20 protein-coding genes are annotated in these 17995 nt (G+C 61.3%); 13 read left to right on the top strand and 7 right to left on the bottom strand.

The window, feature by feature from the left end; translation table 11 throughout:
• Positions 1-31 precede the first annotated feature (31 nt).
• The 3 genes from NKH73_RS30000 to vapC all read left to right on the top strand — a co-directional run bounded on the left by NKH73_RS30000 (position 32) and on the right by vapC (position 1590).
• Entirely contained in the window at positions 32-643 is a 612-nt protein-coding gene (locus NKH73_RS30000) for an HAD family hydrolase (RefSeq protein ID WP_352938599.1), read from the top strand.
• A 348-nt stretch (positions 644-991) separates the two neighbouring features.
• The gene (locus NKH73_RS30005) at positions 992-1204 is read left to right on the top strand and encodes a type II toxin-antitoxin system VapB family antitoxin (RefSeq protein WP_352938602.1); all 213 of its coding nucleotides are present in this window, start codon (positions 992-994) and stop codon (positions 1202-1204) included.
• Entirely contained in the window at positions 1201-1590 is a 390-nt protein-coding gene (gene vapC / locus NKH73_RS30010; protein ID WP_352938604.1) for a type II toxin-antitoxin system VapC family toxin, read from the top strand. The genes NKH73_RS30005 and vapC overlap by 4 nt, the downstream gene beginning before the upstream one ends.
• A 106-nt stretch (positions 1591-1696) precedes the next feature.
• Here the strand turns inward: vapC and NKH73_RS30015 are convergent, their stop codons facing one another.
• Positions 1697-2830, bottom strand: a complete 1134-nt coding sequence (locus NKH73_RS30015) for a site-specific DNA-methyltransferase (protein ID WP_352938606.1) — start codon at positions 2828-2830, stop codon at positions 1697-1699.
• 175 nt (positions 2831-3005) lie between these two features.
• Between NKH73_RS30015 and NKH73_RS30020 the strand changes: the two genes are divergently transcribed.
• On the top strand, positions 3006-3692 hold the full coding sequence (locus NKH73_RS30020; RefSeq protein ID WP_352938608.1) for an HAD family hydrolase: 687 nt from the start codon (positions 3006-3008) through the stop codon (positions 3690-3692).
• Positions 3693-3730: 38 nt separating this feature from the next.
• On the opposite strand, the gene NKH73_RS30025 is transcribed toward NKH73_RS30020, so the two are convergent.
• The gene (locus tag NKH73_RS30025) at positions 3731-4411 is read right to left on the bottom strand and encodes a hypothetical protein (protein WP_352938610.1); all 681 of its coding nucleotides are present in this window, start codon (positions 4409-4411) and stop codon (positions 3731-3733) included.
• Positions 4412-4539: 128 nt separating this feature from the next.
• On the opposite strand from NKH73_RS30025, the gene thrC reads away from it, so the two are divergent.
• From thrC to NKH73_RS30045, 4 genes are read left to right on the top strand one after another with little or no spacing between them, the layout of a single operon-like run.
• Positions 4540-5937, top strand: a complete 1398-nt coding sequence (gene thrC / locus NKH73_RS30030) for a threonine synthase (protein ID WP_352938612.1) — start codon at positions 4540-4542, stop codon at positions 5935-5937.
• 14 nt (positions 5938-5951) lie between these two features.
• Positions 5952-7244, top strand: coding sequence for a M16 family metallopeptidase (locus tag NKH73_RS30035; protein ID WP_352938614.1), 1293 nt, complete (start codon positions 5952-5954; stop codon positions 7242-7244).
• Positions 7245-7259: 15 nt separating this feature from the next.
• Entirely contained in the window at positions 7260-7856 is a 597-nt protein-coding gene (locus NKH73_RS30040) for a GNAT family N-acetyltransferase (RefSeq protein WP_352938616.1), read from the top strand.
• 3 nt (positions 7857-7859) lie between these two features.
• Positions 7860-10748, top strand: a complete 2889-nt coding sequence (locus NKH73_RS30045; RefSeq protein ID WP_352938618.1) for an EAL domain-containing protein — start codon at positions 7860-7862, stop codon at positions 10746-10748.
• Between the two features lie 89 nt (positions 10749-10837).
• On the opposite strand, the gene NKH73_RS30050 is transcribed toward NKH73_RS30045, so the two are convergent.
• On the bottom strand, positions 10838-11101 hold the full coding sequence (locus NKH73_RS30050) for a DUF4242 domain-containing protein (RefSeq protein ID WP_095492388.1): 264 nt from the start codon (positions 11099-11101) through the stop codon (positions 10838-10840).
• A 151-nt stretch (positions 11102-11252) separates the two neighbouring features.
• Between NKH73_RS30050 and NKH73_RS30055 the strand changes: the two genes are divergently transcribed.
• Entirely contained in the window at positions 11253-12131 is an 879-nt protein-coding gene (locus tag NKH73_RS30055) for a LysR family transcriptional regulator (protein ID WP_165848460.1), read from the top strand.
• A 28-nt stretch (positions 12132-12159) separates the two neighbouring features.
• Complete coding sequence (locus NKH73_RS30060) at positions 12160-12492, top strand: hypothetical protein (protein WP_352938621.1); 333 nt, start codon at positions 12160-12162, stop codon at positions 12490-12492.
• 25 nt (positions 12493-12517) lie between these two features.
• Here NKH73_RS30060 and NKH73_RS30065 read toward each other — a convergent pair whose 3' ends face one another.
• On the bottom strand, positions 12518-13126 hold the full coding sequence (locus NKH73_RS30065; RefSeq protein ID WP_352938624.1) for a YqgE/AlgH family protein: 609 nt from the start codon (positions 13124-13126) through the stop codon (positions 12518-12520).
• A 192-nt stretch (positions 13127-13318) separates the two neighbouring features.
• Between NKH73_RS30065 and NKH73_RS30070 the strand changes: the two genes are divergently transcribed.
• From NKH73_RS30070 to NKH73_RS30080, 3 genes are all read left to right on the top strand, one after another.
• Positions 13319-14125: a protein-disulfide reductase DsbD domain-containing protein gene (locus tag NKH73_RS30070; RefSeq protein ID WP_352938626.1), complete on the top strand. Its 807-nt coding sequence runs from the start codon at positions 13319-13321 to the stop codon at positions 14123-14125.
• 121 nt (positions 14126-14246) lie between these two features.
• The gene (locus tag NKH73_RS30075; protein WP_352938628.1) at positions 14247-14729 is read left to right on the top strand and encodes a peroxiredoxin; all 483 of its coding nucleotides are present in this window, start codon (positions 14247-14249) and stop codon (positions 14727-14729) included.
• A 120-nt stretch (positions 14730-14849) separates the two neighbouring features.
• Complete coding sequence (locus NKH73_RS30080; protein ID WP_352938630.1) at positions 14850-15326, top strand: DUF2938 domain-containing protein; 477 nt, start codon at positions 14850-14852, stop codon at positions 15324-15326.
• Positions 15327-15345: 19 nt separating this feature from the next.
• On the opposite strand, the gene rnhA is transcribed toward NKH73_RS30080, so the two are convergent.
• From rnhA to ispH, 3 genes are read right to left on the bottom strand one after another with little or no spacing between them, the layout of a single operon-like run.
• Positions 15346-15879, bottom strand: coding sequence for a ribonuclease HI (gene rnhA, locus NKH73_RS30085; RefSeq protein WP_352938632.1), 534 nt, complete (start codon positions 15877-15879; stop codon positions 15346-15348).
• A complete protein-coding gene (locus NKH73_RS30090; protein WP_352938634.1) occupies positions 15876-16838 on the bottom strand; it encodes a homoserine kinase in 963 nt (320 codons plus the stop codon). The genes rnhA and NKH73_RS30090 overlap by 4 nt, the downstream gene beginning before the upstream one ends.
• 5 nt (positions 16839-16843) lie before the next feature.
• Positions 16844-17854: a 4-hydroxy-3-methylbut-2-enyl diphosphate reductase gene (ispH, locus tag NKH73_RS30095; protein ID WP_352938636.1), complete on the bottom strand. Its 1011-nt coding sequence runs from the start codon at positions 17852-17854 to the stop codon at positions 16844-16846.
• Between the last annotated feature and the right edge of the window lie 141 nt (positions 17855-17995).

Here is a 17995-nt window from a genome sequence, read left to right on the forward strand (position 1 = left end):
CACATTTGAATCGCATTGAACGAGGACAAGAATGACCGAGATCCGCCACATCGTTTTCGACATCGGCAGAGTGCTGATCCACTACGACCCGAACCTTCCGTTCAGCCGTATCATTCCGGATGCCGAGGAGAGAAAGTGGTTCTTCGACAATGTCTGCACGCATGACTGGAACATCGAGCAGGATCGCGGGCGGACATGGGAAGAAGCCGAGGCCCTGCTGATCGCCGAGCATCCGGACCATGCCGAAAACATCCGCAATTTCCGCCGCCACTGGCACGAGATGGTGCCTCATGCCTATGAGGACAGCGTCGCCATTATGGTCGGTCTGATCGAAAGCGGCCACGATGTCACCATGCTGACCAACTTTGCCTCCGATACGCTGGCCGAAGCCCGGCAGCGTTTCGACTTTCTCAACCGTCCGCGCGGGGTGACCATTTCGGGCGAGATCGGCCTGATCAAGCCGGATCGCGGCATCTACGATCATCACGTCGCCGCGTTCGGCCTCGAGCCCGCGGCGACGCTGTTTATCGACGACAGCCCGAAGAATGTCGAAGGCGCCAAGGCGGCTGGCTGGCAGTCGGTGCTGTTCACCGACGCCAAGACGCTCGAGGCAGACCTCAAAGGGCTGGGGATCAGAGTGTGATTTGAATCACTTCGACAGGCCGATGATAACCCGCTTTAAGGTGGCAGATTACAATAGGATCCGTTGTCAGGCCCAGGGCAATCGGGGTGACTTAACAGGTGACAGAGCACGCAAGGGCTGAGTCTGTGTTTGTCCTCTGAATCGAAAGCGGGCAAGCCGATGGACAAGACGGCGTGTAATGGTGGTGCGGTCGTCCGTTTTTGGCCATGCCAAGCTCGATCTGCTGCGTCGGCAACTAGGGGGAGTTTGCCCGAGGTATCGAAGATGTCCACTCTTTCGTCGTGACGGCTTGTTGGTCAGGAGCAGAATGTGTATATTTAGTCCAATTTATACACATCGAGTATAGCCATGCGAACCAACATCGAACTTGACGACAAACTGATCACGGAGGCCATGGCCGCCTCCGGTCTCAAGACGAAGAAAGCGACGATCGAGGCGGCTTTGCGCACTCTGATACGCCGGCACCGGCAAGATATGGCTATCGCCGCACTTGCTGGCGCCGGCTGGGACGGCGATCTTGATACCATGCGGGAAGGTCGTTCGCCCGATCAGCGTCGATGATCGTTGTCGACAGTTCCGTCTGGATCGCCCATCTCCGCAATACGGACAGCGTCTCGGTAGGTAAGCTCAGGCATCTCGACGACACTCAGGAGATTCTGGTCGGAGACTTGATCCTGCTGGAGGTGTTACAAGGCGCGCGCAACGAACGGCATGCCCAACTGATTGAGCGGAACCTTCGACAGTTCGCTATTGTGCCGATGCTGGATCCGGTGACGGCAGTCGAAGCTGCCCGAAACTACCGCATGCTCCGGCAGCGGGGCATCACCATCCGCAAGACAATCGATATGATCATCGGCACATTCTGCATCCAAGGCGGACACGCGCTGCTGCATGATGACCGAGACTTCGATCCGATGGTTCAACACCTCGGTCTGCAACTCGCTTGACGACGGTCCGACGACGGGGGACGCTTCGCGGCACCTCTCGGTCAAGAAAGCGCAATCCTGCTTCCTTCGGAAACCATGTGCAACGAAATCGCCATAGCGGTTATTGTCAGGCCCCTGCCCGCTCCATGCCGAGACGAGCGATGCGGCGAAGCTCGTCGATCGGAGTCAGGCCGCCGCTGCGCTCATAGTGCCAGAAGGTCCAGCCGTTGCAGGCGTCCAGTCCCTGCACTTCAGCGCCGATCTTGTGGATCGATCCGGCGCTGTCGCCGATCGCCACCGTGCCGTCGGCGCGCACCCTGGCCGCCCAGCGCTTCTTGGCGTCATAGAGCGTGGCGCCCGGCAGCATCAACCCGGTGTCGATGAGGCTGACGAAGGCAACGCGCGGCTCGGCGCGCTTGCCGGTAAGCACAGTAAGATCAGCGCGGTCCAGCGGCCGGACTGCATCGATGCGCTCATTGGCCGCGTCGATATAGGTCTGCTCGCGCTCGATGCCGACGAAATGGCGACCAAGACGCTTGGCCACCGCGCCGGTGGTGCCGGAGCCGAAGAAGGGATCGAGCACGATATCGCCGGGCTTCGTCGAAGCCATCATGATGCGGGCGAGCAGCGCTTCGGGCTTTTGGGTCGGATGCAGCTTGTCGCCATTTTCGTTTTTCAGGCGCTCGGCTCCGGTGCAGATCGGAAACAGCCAGTCGGAACGCATCTGGATGTCGTCGTTCGACGCCTTCAGCGCTTCGTAGTTGAAGGTGTAGCCCTTGCCCTTCTGGTCGCGCGAGGCCCAGATCATCGTTTCATGGGCGTTCTGGAAACGGCGGCCGCGGAAATTCGGCATTGGATTGGTCTTGCGCCAGACGACGTCGTTCAGGATCCAGAACCCCAGATCCTGCATCTTCGCACCGACCCTGAAAATGTTGTGGTAGGAGCCGATGACCCAGATGGTGCCGTTGGGTTTCAGCACGCGGCGCGCCGCCAGCAGCCAGGCTCGGGTGAAGGCGTCGTAGACTTCAAAACTCGCGAATTGGTCCCAGTCGTCGTCGACGGCATCGACCTTGGACTGGTCGGGCCGGTGCAGATCGCCGTCGAGCTGCAGATTGTAGGGCGGATCGGCAAAGATCACGTCGATGGATTTTTCCGGCAGTCGCTCGAGCGCAGCGACGCAATCGCCCTTCAGGATCGTATCCAGCCATTCGGATTGCTGGGGAGCATGGGAAAGGTCGTCGAGAAGACGCACGGCAGACATTGTGACACCCAAAGCACGCGTTACTGTTTACTCCCCGTTATGGTTACCGATCAGCGTAAATATTCGGTGAAGGCTGAGGGTCCGAACCCCCAGTAATTTGCGAAGGCCGGCCTGTTGGTGTATGCCGCGCCGCCCGAGCGTCTCAGCCTCATCCCTCCCGCTTTCCGGATCGCCAATGCCCCAGCCAGACCTTGTCATCTTCGATTGCGACGGCGTGCTCGTCGATTCCGAAATCATCGCCGCGCGCATCGAAGCCGAGCTTTTGACGTCGGCCGGGTACGAGATATCGGCCGAGGAGATTTCCGAGACCTATGCCGGGCTGACCTTCAAGGACATCATGATGCGGGTCGAGGAGAAATCCCGCATCCCGTTCCAGGCCTCGCTGATCGACCGTGCCGAAGACCTGGTCGACCGCAGGCTACGCAGCGACGTGCGCGCCGTCGACGGGGTGCACGAGGCGGTCGCTGCGGTGACCGCGCCACGCTGCATCTGCTCGAATTCGCGCTCCGAGCGGATAGAGTTCATGCTGGAGAAGGTGCATCTCCTGCCGTTTTTCACTGGCCGGATTTTTTCCTCGCTGGAAACGCCTAGCGGAAAGTCCAAGCCGGCCCCAGACGTGTTTCTCTTTGCCGCGGAAAAGCTCAAGGCGGACCCAGCGAACACCTTCGTCATCGAAGATTCCGTGCATGGCGTGACCGGCGCCAGGACAGCTGGCATGCGTGTGATCGGCTTTACCGGAGCAGCGCACAGCTATCCCGGGCATGCCGACGCGCTGACCGAGGCTGGCGCCGAAACGGTCATCCGTCGCTGGGCGGAACTGAAAAGCGTGATCGCCGCCCTGTCGGAATGGTCGGATGCGTGATGCATACGCTTCAGGCCGGAGATGGCTTCACGCCGCCGCTATTCGGCCGCGGCAACCTTCTTCCTGTCGGTCGTCTTCTTCGCCGGGCCTTCGTCATAGCCGGCGAACGCCTGATAGTCCTGCGCAGTGGGCTCGGGAACGACGACGTTCGAATCGGTGAAGACGAACTGGGTTGCACTCGAGGGATTGGTAACCTGGACCTGATGTTGGTGAAGCTGCGAGTAAAGGACCTCGGTGCCATGCATCACGGCGACACGGATCGGCATTTTAATCGTGCCCGGGCTGAACATCGGTCCCGGAACGACCTTGCCGGCGACTGCGATCTTCATCGTCAAAGAGCCGTTGGCGCGGCTGCAGTCGCGGGTCACGTCGGTGATCGAGGCCTGATAGATGATCTTCGCGGAATCGTCCCGCTGCTCGCTGCCCGCGTCGAGCGCGGCAGCTTCGGCATCCTGAGCGGCGGCTTTTTTCTTGGGCTTCTGACTGCCCTTGGCATAGGTGTTGAAGAAAGCGGTGCCGTCGCGCAGCGTCACTTTCGGACAATAGGCCTGCAATTGGCTGGCAAGAACCTTGGGGTCCGGAGGTGGTGGCGGTGTCGTGTCCTTCTTTCCGAAGCCGAGCATGCCATTGCCGCCTGATTGGCAGCCGGCGGCGGTAAGCATAAAGCCGGTGAGCGCCAGACCCGCGACAAGACGAACGTTGAATGAATGAAACGCCATGAACTGCACTTCCCTCTCGCAAAGCGGGTGACGTATATCAACCGCGCGGCAAAAATGCGACTGAGCAAGTAGCGAAATTAACCACTTTGCCGCGGATGAAGCCGCCCGGCAGCAATGGAAATGTGACGATGCGATATGTGAGTACCCGCGGTGAAGCGCCCGTGCTTGGATTTTCCGACGCGGTGCTGACAGGTCTGGCACGTGATGGCGGCCTTTATGTGCCTGACACGTGGCCGCAGTTTTCGACGGCAGAGATCCGCGCCATGCGCGGCCTTGCCTATCCTGACCTAGCCATCCGCGTGCTGTCGCCGTTTCTCGGCGGTGAGATCGCGATGCCGGTGTTCGAGCGCCTGGTGCGCGAAGCCTATGCGACCTTCCGTCACGAGGCGGTCTGCCCGCTGGTGCAGACCGGCTCGAACATCTTCGTTCTGGAACTCTTCCATGGGCCGACACTTGCCTTCAAGGACGTCGCAATGCAGCTTCTCGCCCGGCTGATGGACCATGTGCTTGCCGAACGCGACCAGCGCGCCACCATTGTCGGCGCCACATCAGGCGATACTGGCGGGGCTGCCATCGACGCTTTCGCCGGGCGCAATCGCACCGACATCTTCGTCCTGTTCCCGCATGGCAAGGTCTCGCCGGTGCAGCAGCGGCAGATGACGACATCCACCGCCGCAAACGTCCATGCACTGGCGGTCGAAGGCAATTTCGACGATTGCCAAAGCTTGGTGAAGGACATGTTCAACGATCACGGTTTTCGCGACCGAGTGTCGCTGTCCGGCGTCAATTCGATCAATTGGGCCCGCATCATGGCCCAGATCGTCTATTATTTCTCATCGGCGCTGTCGCTCGGCGCGCCCGACCGGCCGGTTTCCTTCACGGTGCCGACCGGCAATTTCGGCGACATATTCGCCGGTTACGCCGCCAAGAAGATGGGCCTGCCGATCGAGCGTCTAATCATCGCGACCAATGACAACGACATTCTGGCGCGCACGCTGTCGAGCGGCGAGTACCGCACGAAAGGGGTCTTTTCGACCACCTCGCCGTCGATGGACATCCAGGTCTCTTCGAATTTCGAGCGCTTGCTGTTCGAGGCGGCCGGCCGCGACGCCTCGACCGTGCGGCGCTACATGAGCGGCCTCAAGCAATCCGGCGCCTTTACCATCGAAGCGGGCGAGATCGCCAGGATCCGTTCCGAATTCGATGCCGGCCGCTCGACGATGGACGAAGTCGCCGCCACGATCCGCTCGACACGCGCAGCCAGCGGCTATCTGCTCGACCCGCACACGGCTGCGGCCATGCACGTTGCAGCTGCCAAGGCTACCAATGCAGTGCCCATGGTGGTGCTGGGCACCGCCCATCCGGCGAAGTTTCCGGCCGCCGTCGAAGCCGCCAGTGGCGTCTCGCCTGCCCTGCCCGAATGGCTAGGCGGGTTGATGACGTCAGAGGAAAAACACACGGTACTTCCATCCGACCTGAAAATGGTGGAAGATTATGTTAGCCGCCACACGCGGGCGGCAAGTTAGGGAGTATTTGCTATATGGGTGTTGAGGTAAGCCGTCTGTCGAACGGCCTGACAGTCGCCACCGAAACCCTTCCAAGCCTCGAATCCGTCGCTCTTGGTGCCTGGGTCAAATCAGGCGCCCGCAACGAGCGTATCGAAGAGCACGGAATGGCCCACCTGCTTGAACATATGGCGTTCAAGGGAACCAGAAGGCGCAGCGCCTTCGAGATTGCCTCGGAAATCGAGGATGTCGGTGGCGAGATCAATGCCGCCACCAGTGTCGAGACCACCTCCTACTATGCCAGGGTGCTGAGCGACGACGTGCCCCTGGCCGTCGATATCCTCTCCGACATCCTGCAGGAATCCGAGTTCGACCCGCAAGAGCTGGAGCGCGAGCAGCATGTGATCTTGCAGGAGATCGGCGCCGCGCACGACACGCCCGACGATATCGTCTTCGACCGCTTCACCGAGACGGCTTTCCGCCACCAGACGATCGGACGCTCTATCCTCGGCACGCCCGAGACCGTCAAATCGTTCACCTCGAAGCAACTGCACAAATTCATCGAACGGCAATATGGCGCCGAGCGCATGGTGGTCGTCGCCGCAGGCGACATCAAGCACGACAATTTCGTGCGCGAGGTCGAGAAACATCTCGGCGGTTTCCGCAGCAAGTCCGACAACACGATGCCGCAATATGCACAATATGTCGGCGGCGATTTCCGCGAGGACCGCGACCTGATGGACGCGCAGATCGTGCTGGGGTTCGAGGGCCGCGCCTATCATGTGCGCGACTTCTACGCCTCGCAGGTCCTTTCGATGATCCTTGGCGGCGGCATGTCGTCGCGCCTTTTCCAGGAGATCCGCGAAAAGCGCGGCCTGTGCTATTCGGTCTATGCCTTCCACTGGGGTTTTTCCGACACCGGCATATTCGGCGTCCATGCCGCGACCGGACAGAGCGACATCGCCGAATTGGTGCCGGTGGTCATCGACGAGTTGCAGAAGGCCGGCGAAAACATACTGCAGGAAGAACTCGACCGGGCGCGCGCCCAGTACCGCGCAGGCCTGATCATGTCCGCCGAAAGCCCGGCCAGCCGCGCTTCGCAGATCGCCCGGCAAATGCTTCTGTTCGGCCGGCCGATCGCCAAGGAAGAGCTGATGGAACGGCTGGCGGCGCTGACGGTCGAGCGGCTGACGGACCTGTCGTCACGACTGTTTTCGACCAAGCCGACGCTGACTGCCGTCGGACCAGTGGGCACACTCGCTCCCTATGAGGCGATCCTCGACTCGCTTTCGGGCACCCAGACCACGGCCCGAAAGCTCGCCGGCTAAGCCCATCAAAGCGCCATGTTCGCGCTCCCTTTCTTTCGGCGCGACCTGCCGGCACTGAAGGGCGACCGGGTCACGCTGCGCGTGCCGCTGACCAACGACTACCGCGAATGGTCGGTGCTGCGCGGAGAGAGCCGTGCCTTCCTGGAGCCGTGGGAGCCGCGGTGGAACCCCGACGAACTCGACCGCACGGCCTGGCGCCATCGCCTCAGCCGCTACCGCGAAGATTACGCGCAGGGAACGGCCATAGCCTTCTTCATCTTCGAAAAGAACAGCGGCAAGCTTGTCGGCGGAATCACCCTCGGCAATATTCGCCACGGCGTCGCGCAAAGCGGCCACATCGGCTACTGGATCGGCGAGCGCTACAGCGGCCGTGGTCTGATGACCGACGCGGTCAAGTTGGTGACGCGCTTCGCCTTCGATACGCTGAGGTTGCACCGGATCGAAGCTGCCTGTATTCCCGACAACGCCCGGTCGATCCGCGTGCTTGAAAAAGCCGGATTCCGGCGCGAAGGACTTCTGCGATCCTATCTCAGGATCAACGGCATGTGGCAGGACCATTACCTCTACGCCCGGATCGAGGACGATCCGCCGGGCGCGGGAACGAAGGACTGATTTTTGACGAATTTCCTGCGAATCGGGTCGCTGTTCGCCTTTATCCTGACGGCAATCGTCACGCTCTGCGCGGCGTCCTCGGCCTTCGCCGTCGAACCGATCAAGATCGCTCGCGACGACGTGGCGCTCGACCTTTCGGGCGCCGTCGAAATCTATCGCAATCAGGGCGAGAATTTCCAGGTATCGACCGCGCCGGGACCGGATGGCATCGTGCGGCGCATCGAGGTCGAGGCCAATGATGCGCGCTCGACCGGCGACTGGGCGGTGTTCGCGCTTGCCAACACCACCGACCAGCAGCTCGACAGGCTGATCGTCGCACCGCATTTCCGGCTGGTGAATTCCGGCATCTTCTGGCCGGATCTCGGCTCGACCCGCATTGCCGCGATAACGCCCAGCGAGGGCTTCGCGCTTGACCGCCAGACCAGCCCCGACGCCGACGTGTTCCGGGTGACGCTGAATCCCGGAACTGTGATCACCTTCATTGCCGAACTTGCCTCGCCCAAACTGCCGCAGGTCTATCTGTGGGATCCGGAATCCTACAAGGACTCGGTCAATTCCTACACGCTGTTTCGCGGCATCGTCATCGGCATCGCGGGCCTTCTGGCGCTATTCCTGACCATCCTTTTCGTCGTCAAGGGAACCTCGATGTTCCCGGCAACAGCAGCACTCGCCTGGGCGGTGCTCGCCTATATCTGCATCGATTTCGGCTTTCTCAACAAGGTCCTGGAAATATCGCCCGGCAACGAGCAAATGTGGCGAGCCGGAACGGAGGTGGCGCTTGCGGCGACCTTTGTGGTGTTCCTGTTCGCCTATCTCAACCTCAACCGATGGCACGGCCATTTCAGCTACGGTGCGCTGGTCTGGATCCTGGGGCTGGTGCTGATCGCAGGCGTCGCAATCGTCGATCCGGCGGTCGCCGCCGGCATCGCCAGGCTGTCCTTCGCCGCCACCGCCCTGACCGGCCTCGGCCTTATCATCTTCCTCGGTATACGCGGCTACGACCGTGCCATCATGCTGGTGCCCAGTTGGGTCATGGTCCTGCTGTGGCTATGCGGGTCGTGGATGGCGATCACCGGCATGCTGGACAACGACATCGCCCAGCCGGCGCTGGGCGGCGGGCTGATCCTCATCATCCTGCTGATCGGCTTCACCGTCATGCAGCACGCCTTTGCCGGCGGCGCTCTGCATCAGGGCCTGTTCTCCGATCTCGAACGGCAGGCGCTGGCCGTGGCCGGATCGGGCGACACGGTTTGGGACTGGGACGTGATGCGCGACCGCGTCGTCACCAGACCGGATGTCAGTATCCAGCTTGGCCTTGCGCCCGACAGCCTGGGCGGGGCCGCTCGCAATTGGCTGCCGGTGCTGCATGCCGACGATCGCGACACGTTCCGCACCACGCTTGACGTGGTGCTCGAACACCGGCGCGGCCGAGTGTCGCAGAATTTCCGCCTGCGCGGCGCCGACGGGCACTATCACTGGTTTTTGCTGCGCGCCCGGCCGGTGATCGGATCGGACGGCGAGGTCATCCGCTGCGTCGGCACCATGGTCGACGTGACGGAGCAGAAGAAGTCGGAAGAGAGGCTGCTGCACGATGCCGTGCACGACAATCTGACCGGCCTGCCGAACCGGGAATTGCTGATGAACCGGCTGGAGGCGATCATTTCGATCGCGCGCACGGAAGAGAAGGTACGCCCGACCGTTTTCGTCATCGATATCGACCGTTTCAAGCAGGTCAATGACGGGCTCGGCATCTCGGCCGGCGATACGATCCTGCTGACCATTGCACGCCGGCTGCACCGGCTGCTCAAGCCGAAGGATTCGCTGTCGCGCTTTGCCGGCGACCAGTTTGCGCTGATGCTGCTTTCCGAACAGGATCCGGCCCGCATCGCGGCGGTCGCCGACGCCATCAAGCATGCGATCAACAATCCGATCACCTTTGCCAAACGCGAGATCGTGCTGACCGCCTCGATCGGGCTGGTCACCTGGACCTCGGCGCAGAGTTCGGCCGAGGACATGGTCAAGGACGCCGAGCTTGCCATGCACCAGGCCAAGCGTTTCGGCGGCGACAGGATCGAGCCATTCCGCCCCGCCTTCCGCACCGTCGGCACTGACCGGCTGCAGTTCGAGTCCGACCTGCGCCGCGCCATCGAACGGCGCGAATTCACACTCGCCTACCAGCCGATCGTGCGGCTGGAAGATGGCAGTGTTGCCGGTTTCGAGGCGCTTTTGCGCTGGGACCATCCGCGCCGCGGCATGATCCCGCCGGGCGATTTCATCCCGGTCGCCGAGAGCTGCGGCCTGATCGTGCAGCTTGGCTTGTTCGCCATGCAACAGGCCGCTGAAGATCTGGCGGGTTGGCAAAAGCAGATCGGCGACGTGCCGCTGTCGGTTTCGGTCAACCTGTCCAGCCGTCAGCTCATCCGCCGCGATCTGGTCAGCGATGTCCGCTCGGTGATCGCGCGGGCCAATCTGAAGCCGCGCTGTTTTCGGCTTGAGCTCACCGAATCGCTGGTGATGGACAATCCCGAGCAGACAGCGCATGTGCTGAACAAGCTGAAGAAACTGGGCATCGGCCTGTCGCTGGACGATTTCGGCACCGGCTATTCATCCTTGGCCTATCTGACGCGCTTCCCTTTCGACACGATCAAGATCGACAAGAGCTTTGTCGACGATGCGACACCGAAGCGCGCGGTGCTGCTCAAATCCATGGTCAACATGGCGCATGAGCTCGGCCTTTCGGTCGTGGCCGAGGGCATTTCGGACGAAAGCGATGCGCTCGAGTTGCGCCAGATGGGCTGCGAATATGTGCAGAGCTTCATGTTCGGCGCGCCGATGCCCGGCGATCAGGTGCTGAAGACACTGAAGGAACAGTATCCGCTGACTCAGGCTTGATTTTGTGCATGTCGTTGTCCCTAAACCGCTGCGCATACCTCCGAAGAACACCGGACCCGGATGGTCATCACGAGCCCGGTCGGCTGGCCTTATGGGGTAAGATCGAGCGCTGGTACGATCCTGTGATAGGGCAGCCCCGCATCGTCGTTTAGACGCTTCACGTCGATGTCGGAGGCAGCGTCAAACAGGCACATGCAGCGGCCGTCCTCCGGAGCGAAGGTCGAGCGCAGATAGCTGATGTCGGTGCCGTTGGAGGTCATCTCGGCGGCTTTGCTGATCGCCGCCTTCTGCGCACCTCCCAAAGCTTCCATGCTGATGCCCTTGAGGTCGCGTTCCACCATGTAGACAGTCATTTCCAGATCTCCTCCTGTGAACAGTGATCGCAGGAGTTGAATTCAGCGGTGGGCGAAAGAGAACGACATTTTTTCTATCGATTGATAGCCGACAGTTATCGATGAAAGGGTTACGATGTCGGTTCGTGGAACCGCCTCGGGAGGGCTCGCCATGGAGATGTTTCAGGTCCGCTACGTGCTTGCCGCCGCGAAGATGCTGAACTTCACCAAGGCCGCCACCGATTGCAATGTGTCTCAGCCGGCGCTCACCAAAGCGGTCAAGACGCTCGAGGATGAGCTTGGCGCGCCCTTGTTCCACCGCGAGGGAAAGCGCGTCCTCCTGAGTGAGTTCGGGCGCTCCATTCTGCCGCATCTTCAGCAGATCATGCAGGAGGCCCACGCAACCAGAACGCTTGCCGACAATTTCAGGCTGCTCAACCAGGTGCCGATCCGCCTCGGCGTCATGTCGACCATCGGCCATGTGAAACTCGCCCGGTTCCTCGCAAAGTTTCAGCGCGACTATCATGGCGTCGAGCTTGAAGTCAGCGAGGCGAGCGTTCAGGAACTGAAAAACAGGCTTGAGCAAGGCGATCTCGATCTTGCCGTTCTCAATCCGCTGGAGGGATTGGGAACGGCGTTCCGCGTCCATGATCTCTACAGTGAGCGTTACGTCGTCGTATTCGCGCCGGATCACCGGCTTGCGAGCCTCAATGCAATCAAGTTGGTCGATCTCTCTCAAGAACCCTATGTCGATCGTCTGTCCTGCGAAATGCGGGACCTGGTAATGGGCGTGTGCCGGGAAAGAAACGTCAGCCTTTATGCCCGCTTTCGTTCCGAGCGCGAGGATTGGATCCAATCAATGGTGCTGGCGCGGATCGGCTTCGCCTTCATGCCTGAATATTCGGTGACATCGCCTGAACTTTTGCAGCGTCCGCTGATCGAACCCGCGGTGGCACGCACGGTGTCCCTGGCTAGCGTTCCGGGCCGGCCCTATAGCCCGGCGACGGCGGCAATGGTCCGAGCTGCCCAGACGTTCGATTGGCCAGGCTAGGCGTTTATTGCTGAGGCTCGAGAAGGCGATGGACGAAAGGGATCTTTACCTCCCACATTTCCTTGGCACGAACGGGGCAGCAACGCTCCTGTCGAATGCCGATGAGAAGCCAGATGCCAAAGCCAGCAAACTCTTCCCCAAGGCGGCACGCTTCAATACCGCGATATTCAAGGCCGAGGGAAAACAGCTCACCGTCGGCCAGTTTCACCAGCGCCTGCGCTCCTTCTTGGAAGCCCGCATCGGCAAACACAGCGATGTCGAGACCCGCGTGAAAGAGGCTGCCCTGTCGTCCTGGACAGCCGACATCGAAAATCTCGTCTACGATCTGGGCAAACGGCTGGCGCTGGCAATGCGGCGGTAACCAGCCAGGTATCGGATTTTCACCTCTAGGCGTGACCAGCCGCCAGGCTGAGATGCGCGAGGTCGATACCGATCGAAGCGAGAATCCGGTCGTATTTGCGCTCTATGTCGGTATCAAACAGGAGCTCCGCAGTTGCCGGGCAGGTCAGCCAGCCGTTCTCGGCGATTTCGCTTTCCAGCTGGCCCGCGCCCCAGCCCGAATAGCCAAGCGCCATCAGCGCGTGCCGGGGGCCGCGGCCCGACGAAATGGCGCGCAATATGTCTACGGTCGCGGTCAGGCAGATGTCATCGGAGACGGTCAGCGACGATTCCACCCGATAGTCGCCAGAATGCAGGACGAAGCCCCGGCTGCGGTCCACCGGTCCGCCGTTGCGCACGACGAAATCGCGGGCCTGCGCGGGCAAGCGGATCGCTTCCTGTTCGTTCATGATGCCGAGTTGCACGAGAAGATCGGGAAACAGCATCTGCTGCGTCTGGTTGATGATCAGGCCCATCGCGCCTTCGTCGCTGTGCGCGCAAATGTAGATGACGGAGCGCGTGAAGCGGTCGTCCTTCATGCCAGGCATGGCAATCAGGAACTGATCGTCGAGAAAGCCGCGTCCTGCGACCATCCTCTTGTGGCGCAACAAGTCCATAACCGGGAGCGTAACGCGTTTCTGGAGCGCCGAAAAGATGCGCCTCGCGCGATTTGGTCCCAGCTGCGCATCTAAGGTCACGCAATGCTGTGCTCGAGGTCACGCAAAGCCGTGCCCGAGGTCACGCAAATATGATAACAGCGACGCCATGAAATCATTGCGCAACCATGAACGGACGCTCAAATCACCGCCATGCAAAGCCTGAAGATCCTGCTGCTCGGCGCTGCCATTGGATGTGGAACCGGCCTTCCCGCCGCAGCCTCGTCGTCGATCTGGTACAACACCGAAGGCGGCAAAGTGCGGCTTGTGACCAGCGGCAAGCCCGACGAAGCCGGACGTATCCATGGCGTCCTCGACATTGCGCTCAAGCCCGGCTGGAAAACCTACTGGCGCGATCCGGGCGACGCGGGCGTGCCGCCGCAAATCGATATCTCGGCCAGCACCAACATTGCCAACGCGACGCTTTCGTTTCCGCCGCCTCAGCGCCACGACGAAGGCTACGGCAAATGGGCCGGCTATGACCATCCGGTTTCGTTGCCGGTGACGTTCACGCTGTCGGCGCCGAACGAACCAGCTGTCATCGATGCCGACATCTTTCTCGGCATTTGCGAGACGATCTGCATCCCGGTACAGACGAAGCTGACCATCGATCCGGCCTCCGATCCGGACAATGTCGAAGACGCAGCGCTGGTGAAGGCGGCGCTGGCAACCCTGCCTGCTCCCGCAAGACCCGATTTCGGCATCGACGTCCTGCCGGGCGGCCACGAGACACTGATTGTCGAGGCGAGCTTTCCGGGCGATCCGGAGGCGGCGGATTTCTTCGTCGCAGGCGAGCGGGATTACATGTTCGGCGTCCCGGCTCGCAGTGAAAAGGACGGCAAGCTGGTGTTCACCGTGCCGATCCTCGACAGGCCGACGACGACGCCGACGGATGGCGGACTTTACTACACGCTGACAACTGGAGCCGGCGCGGTCGAGGGACTGCTGCCTTTCCCTTGATCCCGAGCAGAGGCTGTTCAGTTCGAACATCCTCTAATCCAAGCGCCTCCGACGGTTGCGGGAAACGGCTGAGTCCGCTATCGCAAGGATACTCCCTTCCATTTGGCAAATGAGGACCATCATGACGATTGCCGTTGGCGACAAGCTGCCCCAAGCGACCTTCAAGACGATGACTGCCGATGGGGCAAAACCGATCACGACGGCCGAGATTTTCTCGGGAAAGAAGGTGGTGCTGTTCGCCGTCCCAGGCGCTTTCACGCCGACGTGCAGCAACAACCATCTGCCTGGCTATCTGGATAATTACGACGCCATCCTGGCGCGCGGCGTCGACACCATCGCCGTCGTCGCCGTCAACGACGTTCACGTCATGGGGGCCTGGGCCCGCTTCAGCGGCGGCGAAGGCAAGATTCTCTATCTTGCCGACGGCAATGGCGACTTCGCCAAGTCGATCGGCCTCGACGCCGACCTCTCCGGTGGTGGCATGGGGCTGCGTTCGAAGCGGTTCTCGATGATCGTCGACAACGGCAAGGTCACTGCGCTCAATGTCGAAACAAAGCCCGGCGTGGACGAATCCGGGGCCGCTCATATTCTCGGACAGCTTTAGATTTCCGCTTGGGCTGTTAAAGAGCGTCGCGTTTAAAGAAATCATTGCATTTCGTTCTCCTAACACCGCTGCACATGTTCGGGCGACATGCATTAGGATTGCCTGTTTTGGGGGACCTCGATGTTTGACATCTTCTGGCGGGCCGTGGTGATCGGCATCGGCGCCACAGCACTCATGGACCTATGGGCGATTTTCCTGAACACAGTGTTTGCCCAACCGCGGCCGAACTGGGGACTGGTCGGTCGCTGGGTCTGGCATTTGCGTGACAAAGTCTTCCACGACGACATTGGCGAGGCGGCACCCTACGCGCAGGAATCGGCGCTGGGCTGGGCGTTCCATTATTTTGTCGGCATAGTCTACGGCGTCATCCTGGTCGTGGTGGCGGGAACGGGCTGGCTGGCCGCGCCGACTTTCCTGCCGGCCTTCATTCTCGGCATCGTCACCGTGGGCGCCGGCTGGTTCCTGTTGGCGCCCGGCATGGGCGCCGGCTGGGCCGCATCGAAGCGCCCCAACCCCATGCAGATCCGCGCCCTCAACCTCGTGTCGCATACGGTGTTTGCGCTCGGGCTTTTCGGCACGGCTCTGCTGATCCGCTAAATACGGCGGACCAGACTGGTTAGTAGCTCTGGGTCGAGCGACGCACTTTCTTGCCTGCCGGCTGCTTGGCTTGGGTGCTTTCCCTAGCCGAAGCGGGCGCTGGCCTGGCCGGCTTGCTCTTGAACGGCGCCATGCCGAGCCGTGCCAGCTCGTCGGCACGCTCGTTCTCTGGATGGCCGGCATGGCCCTTGACCCAATGCCATACGACCTGATGACGATTGCGCGCCTCGTCGAGGGCCTGCCACAGTTCGGCATTCTTCACCGGCTGCCTGGCGGCCGTCTTCCAGCCGTTGCGCTTCCAGCCGTCGATCCAGCTGAAAATACCGTCCTTGACGTAGTTGCTATCGGTGTAAAGATCGACGGCACAGGGTTCTTTCAGCGCATTGAGCGCCGAGATGGCAGCCAAAAGTTCCATGCGATTGTTCGTGGTAGCAGCCTCGCCGCCCGACAGTTCTTTCGTGACGCCGTTGAAGCGCAGGACCGCACCCCAGCCGCCAGGCCCCGGATTGCCCGAACAGGCACCATCGGTGAAGATTTCAACGCGCTTGGTCATGTCAGTCCGTATTCGGAAGGAGATTTGATCGCCCGGTGGAAACGCATCCGCCTGATATATTCGGTCGGGTCGCGTTTGATGACCAGCCCGCCATTGGCAACAGTCAGCCAGTCGTAAAGCCGGGTCAGCATGAAACGCAGCGCCGAGCCACGCGCCAGCATCGGCAGCGCCGCTTTCTCCTCGCCGCTCAAGGGCCGCACGCTTTGGTAGCCGGCAAGCAGCGCCGTGCCCTTGGTCAGGTTGAAGGAAAAATCCTTCTCGAAGCACCAGGCATTGAGGCAGGTGGCGACATCATAGGCGTAGAGGTCGTTGCAGGCGAAATAGAAGTCGATCAGCCCGGACAATTTCTCGCCGAGGAAGAAGACATTGTCCGGGAAAAGATCGGCATGGATGATGCCTTCCGGCAGGCCTTTGGGCCAGTTCCGTTCGAAATCGGCAAAGTCGGCATCGACCTCGGCCGCAAGTCCCGGCTCGACCTCGTCGGCGCGCGCGTGGGACGCGTTCCACAGCTTGCGCCAGCCATCGATGGCAAGGGCATTCGGACGGGTCATGGGGAAGTCCTGACCCGCGAGATGGAGTTGCGCCAACGCCTTGCCGACCTCACCGCAATGCGCTGATGTCGGCCGCCGCAGCGAAAGACCTTCGAGGAAGGTGATGATGACCGCTGGCCGGCCGGCGAGCGTTCCAATGACACCGCCATCATGCGCGGTCACCGGAAGCGGGCAGGAAATGCCCTTCCTGGCTAGATGGCCCATGAGGCCAAGGAAGAACGGCAGGTCGGCCTTGTCGACGCGCTTTTCGTAAAGCGTCAGGATGTAGGAGCCCGTGGTGGTGTGCAGCAGGAAATTCGAGTTCTCAGTGCCTTCGGCGATGCCCTTGTAGGACAGCAGATCACCGACCGGATAGGCCTTCAGGAACGCGCCGAGCTCACTTTCATTGACGTCGGTGTAAACCGCCATGGACCTTACGCGGCCCCGTTGACGAAGGCCATGTCGGCCGCCGTCAGTTCGACGTCGCGCAGCACCCGCATCACCGGAAAATCCTCCGTTTCCGTGGCCGTCACCGCCAGCTCGATCGTCACGTCGAAGCGCTGCCGGAAGGCATCGATGATCTCGTCGACGATGATTTCCGGCGCCGAAGCGCCTGCCGACAGGCCGAGCGTCGAGATGCCGGCAATGTCAGTCCACGGAATTTCAGAAGCGCGCTGTACGAGGAGCGACATCGAGGCGCCGGCGCGTTCGGCCACTTCGACAAGACGCCGCGAATTGGAGGAGTTGGGGGCGCCGACGATAAGGAAGAGATCGGCACCAGCAGCGGTCTCCTTGACCGCCTCCTGACGGTTGGTGGTGGCATAGCAGATCGATTCCGCGGCCGCCGCATGCAAATCGGGAAAACGATCCTTAAGCACGCGAATGATGCCGGCGGTATCTTCGACCGAGAGCGTCGTCTGGGTGACAAAACCGAGTGCCTGCGGGTCGGCGGGCACCAATTTCGCGGCGTCGGCTTCGGTCTCGATCAAGGTGACGGCGCCGTCCGGCAATTGCCCCATCGTGCCGATCACTTCAGGGTGGCCGGCATGGCCGATCAGAAGCACGTGGCGGCCAAGCCGCTGATGGCGCATCGCCTGCTTGTGAACCTTCGAAACCAACGGGCAGGTGGCGTCGAGATAGAAGAGATCGCGCGCCTGCGCGTCCGCCGGCACCGATTTCGGCACGCCATGCGCCGAAAAGACGACCGGGCTTTGGCGATGCTCCGCCGGTATCTCGGAGAGCTCCTCGATGAACACCGCACCGAGGCTTTGCAGGCCCTCCACGACGTAGCGATTGTGTACGATCTCATGGCGGACATAAACCGGCGCGCCGTATTTCTTCAGCGCCAGCACGACGATCTGAATGGCGCGGTCGACGCCGGCGCAAAAGCCCCTGGGCTGGCAGAGCCTTATCGTCAGCGGTGGCTTTGTGGTCGTGTGAAGCATGATTCCCGGCCGGTTGGTCGTATCGTGAACTCAAGTCTCGAACTCAAGGCGCGAAATGAGGGGCGCACCCCTGCCCTGTCAAGGGCGCCGATGGTGATCGTTAGAGCGACGTGCGTCCGAATGGGCGCACAAAGTACGCTG

The sequence above is a fragment of the Mesorhizobium sp. M0938 genome, assembly GCF_040319125.1.
GTDB lineage: Bacteria > Pseudomonadota > Alphaproteobacteria > Rhizobiales > Rhizobiaceae > Mesorhizobium > Mesorhizobium robiniae.

Bases quoted from the DNA above. Each gene is read 5' to 3' on its own strand.
- NKH73_RS30000 (WP_352938599.1), top strand. From the start codon at position 32: ATGACCGAGATCCGCCACATCGTTTTCGACATCGGCAGAGTGCTGATC.
- NKH73_RS30040 (WP_352938616.1), top strand. From the start codon at position 7,260: ATGTTCGCGCTCCCTTTCTTTCGGCGCGACCTGCCGGCACTGAAGGGC.
- NKH73_RS30080 (WP_352938630.1), top strand. From the start codon at position 14,850: ATGTTTGACATCTTCTGGCGGGCCGTGGTGATCGGCATCGGCGCCACA.
- vapC (WP_352938604.1), top strand. From the start codon at position 1,201: ATGATCGTTGTCGACAGTTCCGTCTGGATCGCCCATCTCCGCAATACG.
- NKH73_RS30070 (WP_352938626.1), top strand. From the start codon at position 13,319: ATGCAAAGCCTGAAGATCCTGCTGCTCGGCGCTGCCATTGGATGTGGA.
- NKH73_RS30015 (WP_352938606.1), bottom strand. From the start codon at position 2,830: ATGTCTGCCGTGCGTCTTCTCGACGACCTTTCCCATGCTCCCCAGCAA.
- NKH73_RS30050 (WP_095492388.1), bottom strand. From the start codon at position 11,101: ATGACTGTCTACATGGTGGAACGCGACCTCAAGGGCATCAGCATGGAA.
- NKH73_RS30065 (WP_352938624.1), bottom strand. From the start codon at position 13,126: ATGGACTTGTTGCGCCACAAGAGGATGGTCGCAGGACGCGGCTTTCTC.
- NKH73_RS30020 (WP_352938608.1), top strand. From the start codon at position 3,006: ATGCCCCAGCCAGACCTTGTCATCTTCGATTGCGACGGCGTGCTCGTC.
- NKH73_RS30090 (WP_352938634.1), bottom strand. From the start codon at position 16,838: ATGGCGGTTTACACCGACGTCAATGAAAGTGAGCTCGGCGCGTTCCTG.
- NKH73_RS30035 (WP_352938614.1), top strand. From the start codon at position 5,952: ATGGGTGTTGAGGTAAGCCGTCTGTCGAACGGCCTGACAGTCGCCACC.
- NKH73_RS30075 (WP_352938628.1), top strand. From the start codon at position 14,247: ATGACGATTGCCGTTGGCGACAAGCTGCCCCAAGCGACCTTCAAGACG.
- thrC (WP_352938612.1), top strand. From the start codon at position 4,540: ATGCGATATGTGAGTACCCGCGGTGAAGCGCCCGTGCTTGGATTTTCC.
- NKH73_RS30055 (WP_165848460.1), top strand. From the start codon at position 11,253: ATGGAGATGTTTCAGGTCCGCTACGTGCTTGCCGCCGCGAAGATGCTG.
- NKH73_RS30060 (WP_352938621.1), top strand. From the start codon at position 12,160: ATGGACGAAAGGGATCTTTACCTCCCACATTTCCTTGGCACGAACGGG.
- ispH (WP_352938636.1), bottom strand. From the start codon at position 17,854: ATGCTTCACACGACCACAAAGCCACCGCTGACGATAAGGCTCTGCCAG.
- rnhA (WP_352938632.1), bottom strand. From the start codon at position 15,879: ATGACCAAGCGCGTTGAAATCTTCACCGATGGTGCCTGTTCGGGCAAT.
- NKH73_RS30025 (WP_352938610.1), bottom strand. From the start codon at position 4,411: ATGGCGTTTCATTCATTCAACGTTCGTCTTGTCGCGGGTCTGGCGCTC.
- NKH73_RS30005 (WP_352938602.1), top strand. From the start codon at position 992: ATGCGAACCAACATCGAACTTGACGACAAACTGATCACGGAGGCCATG.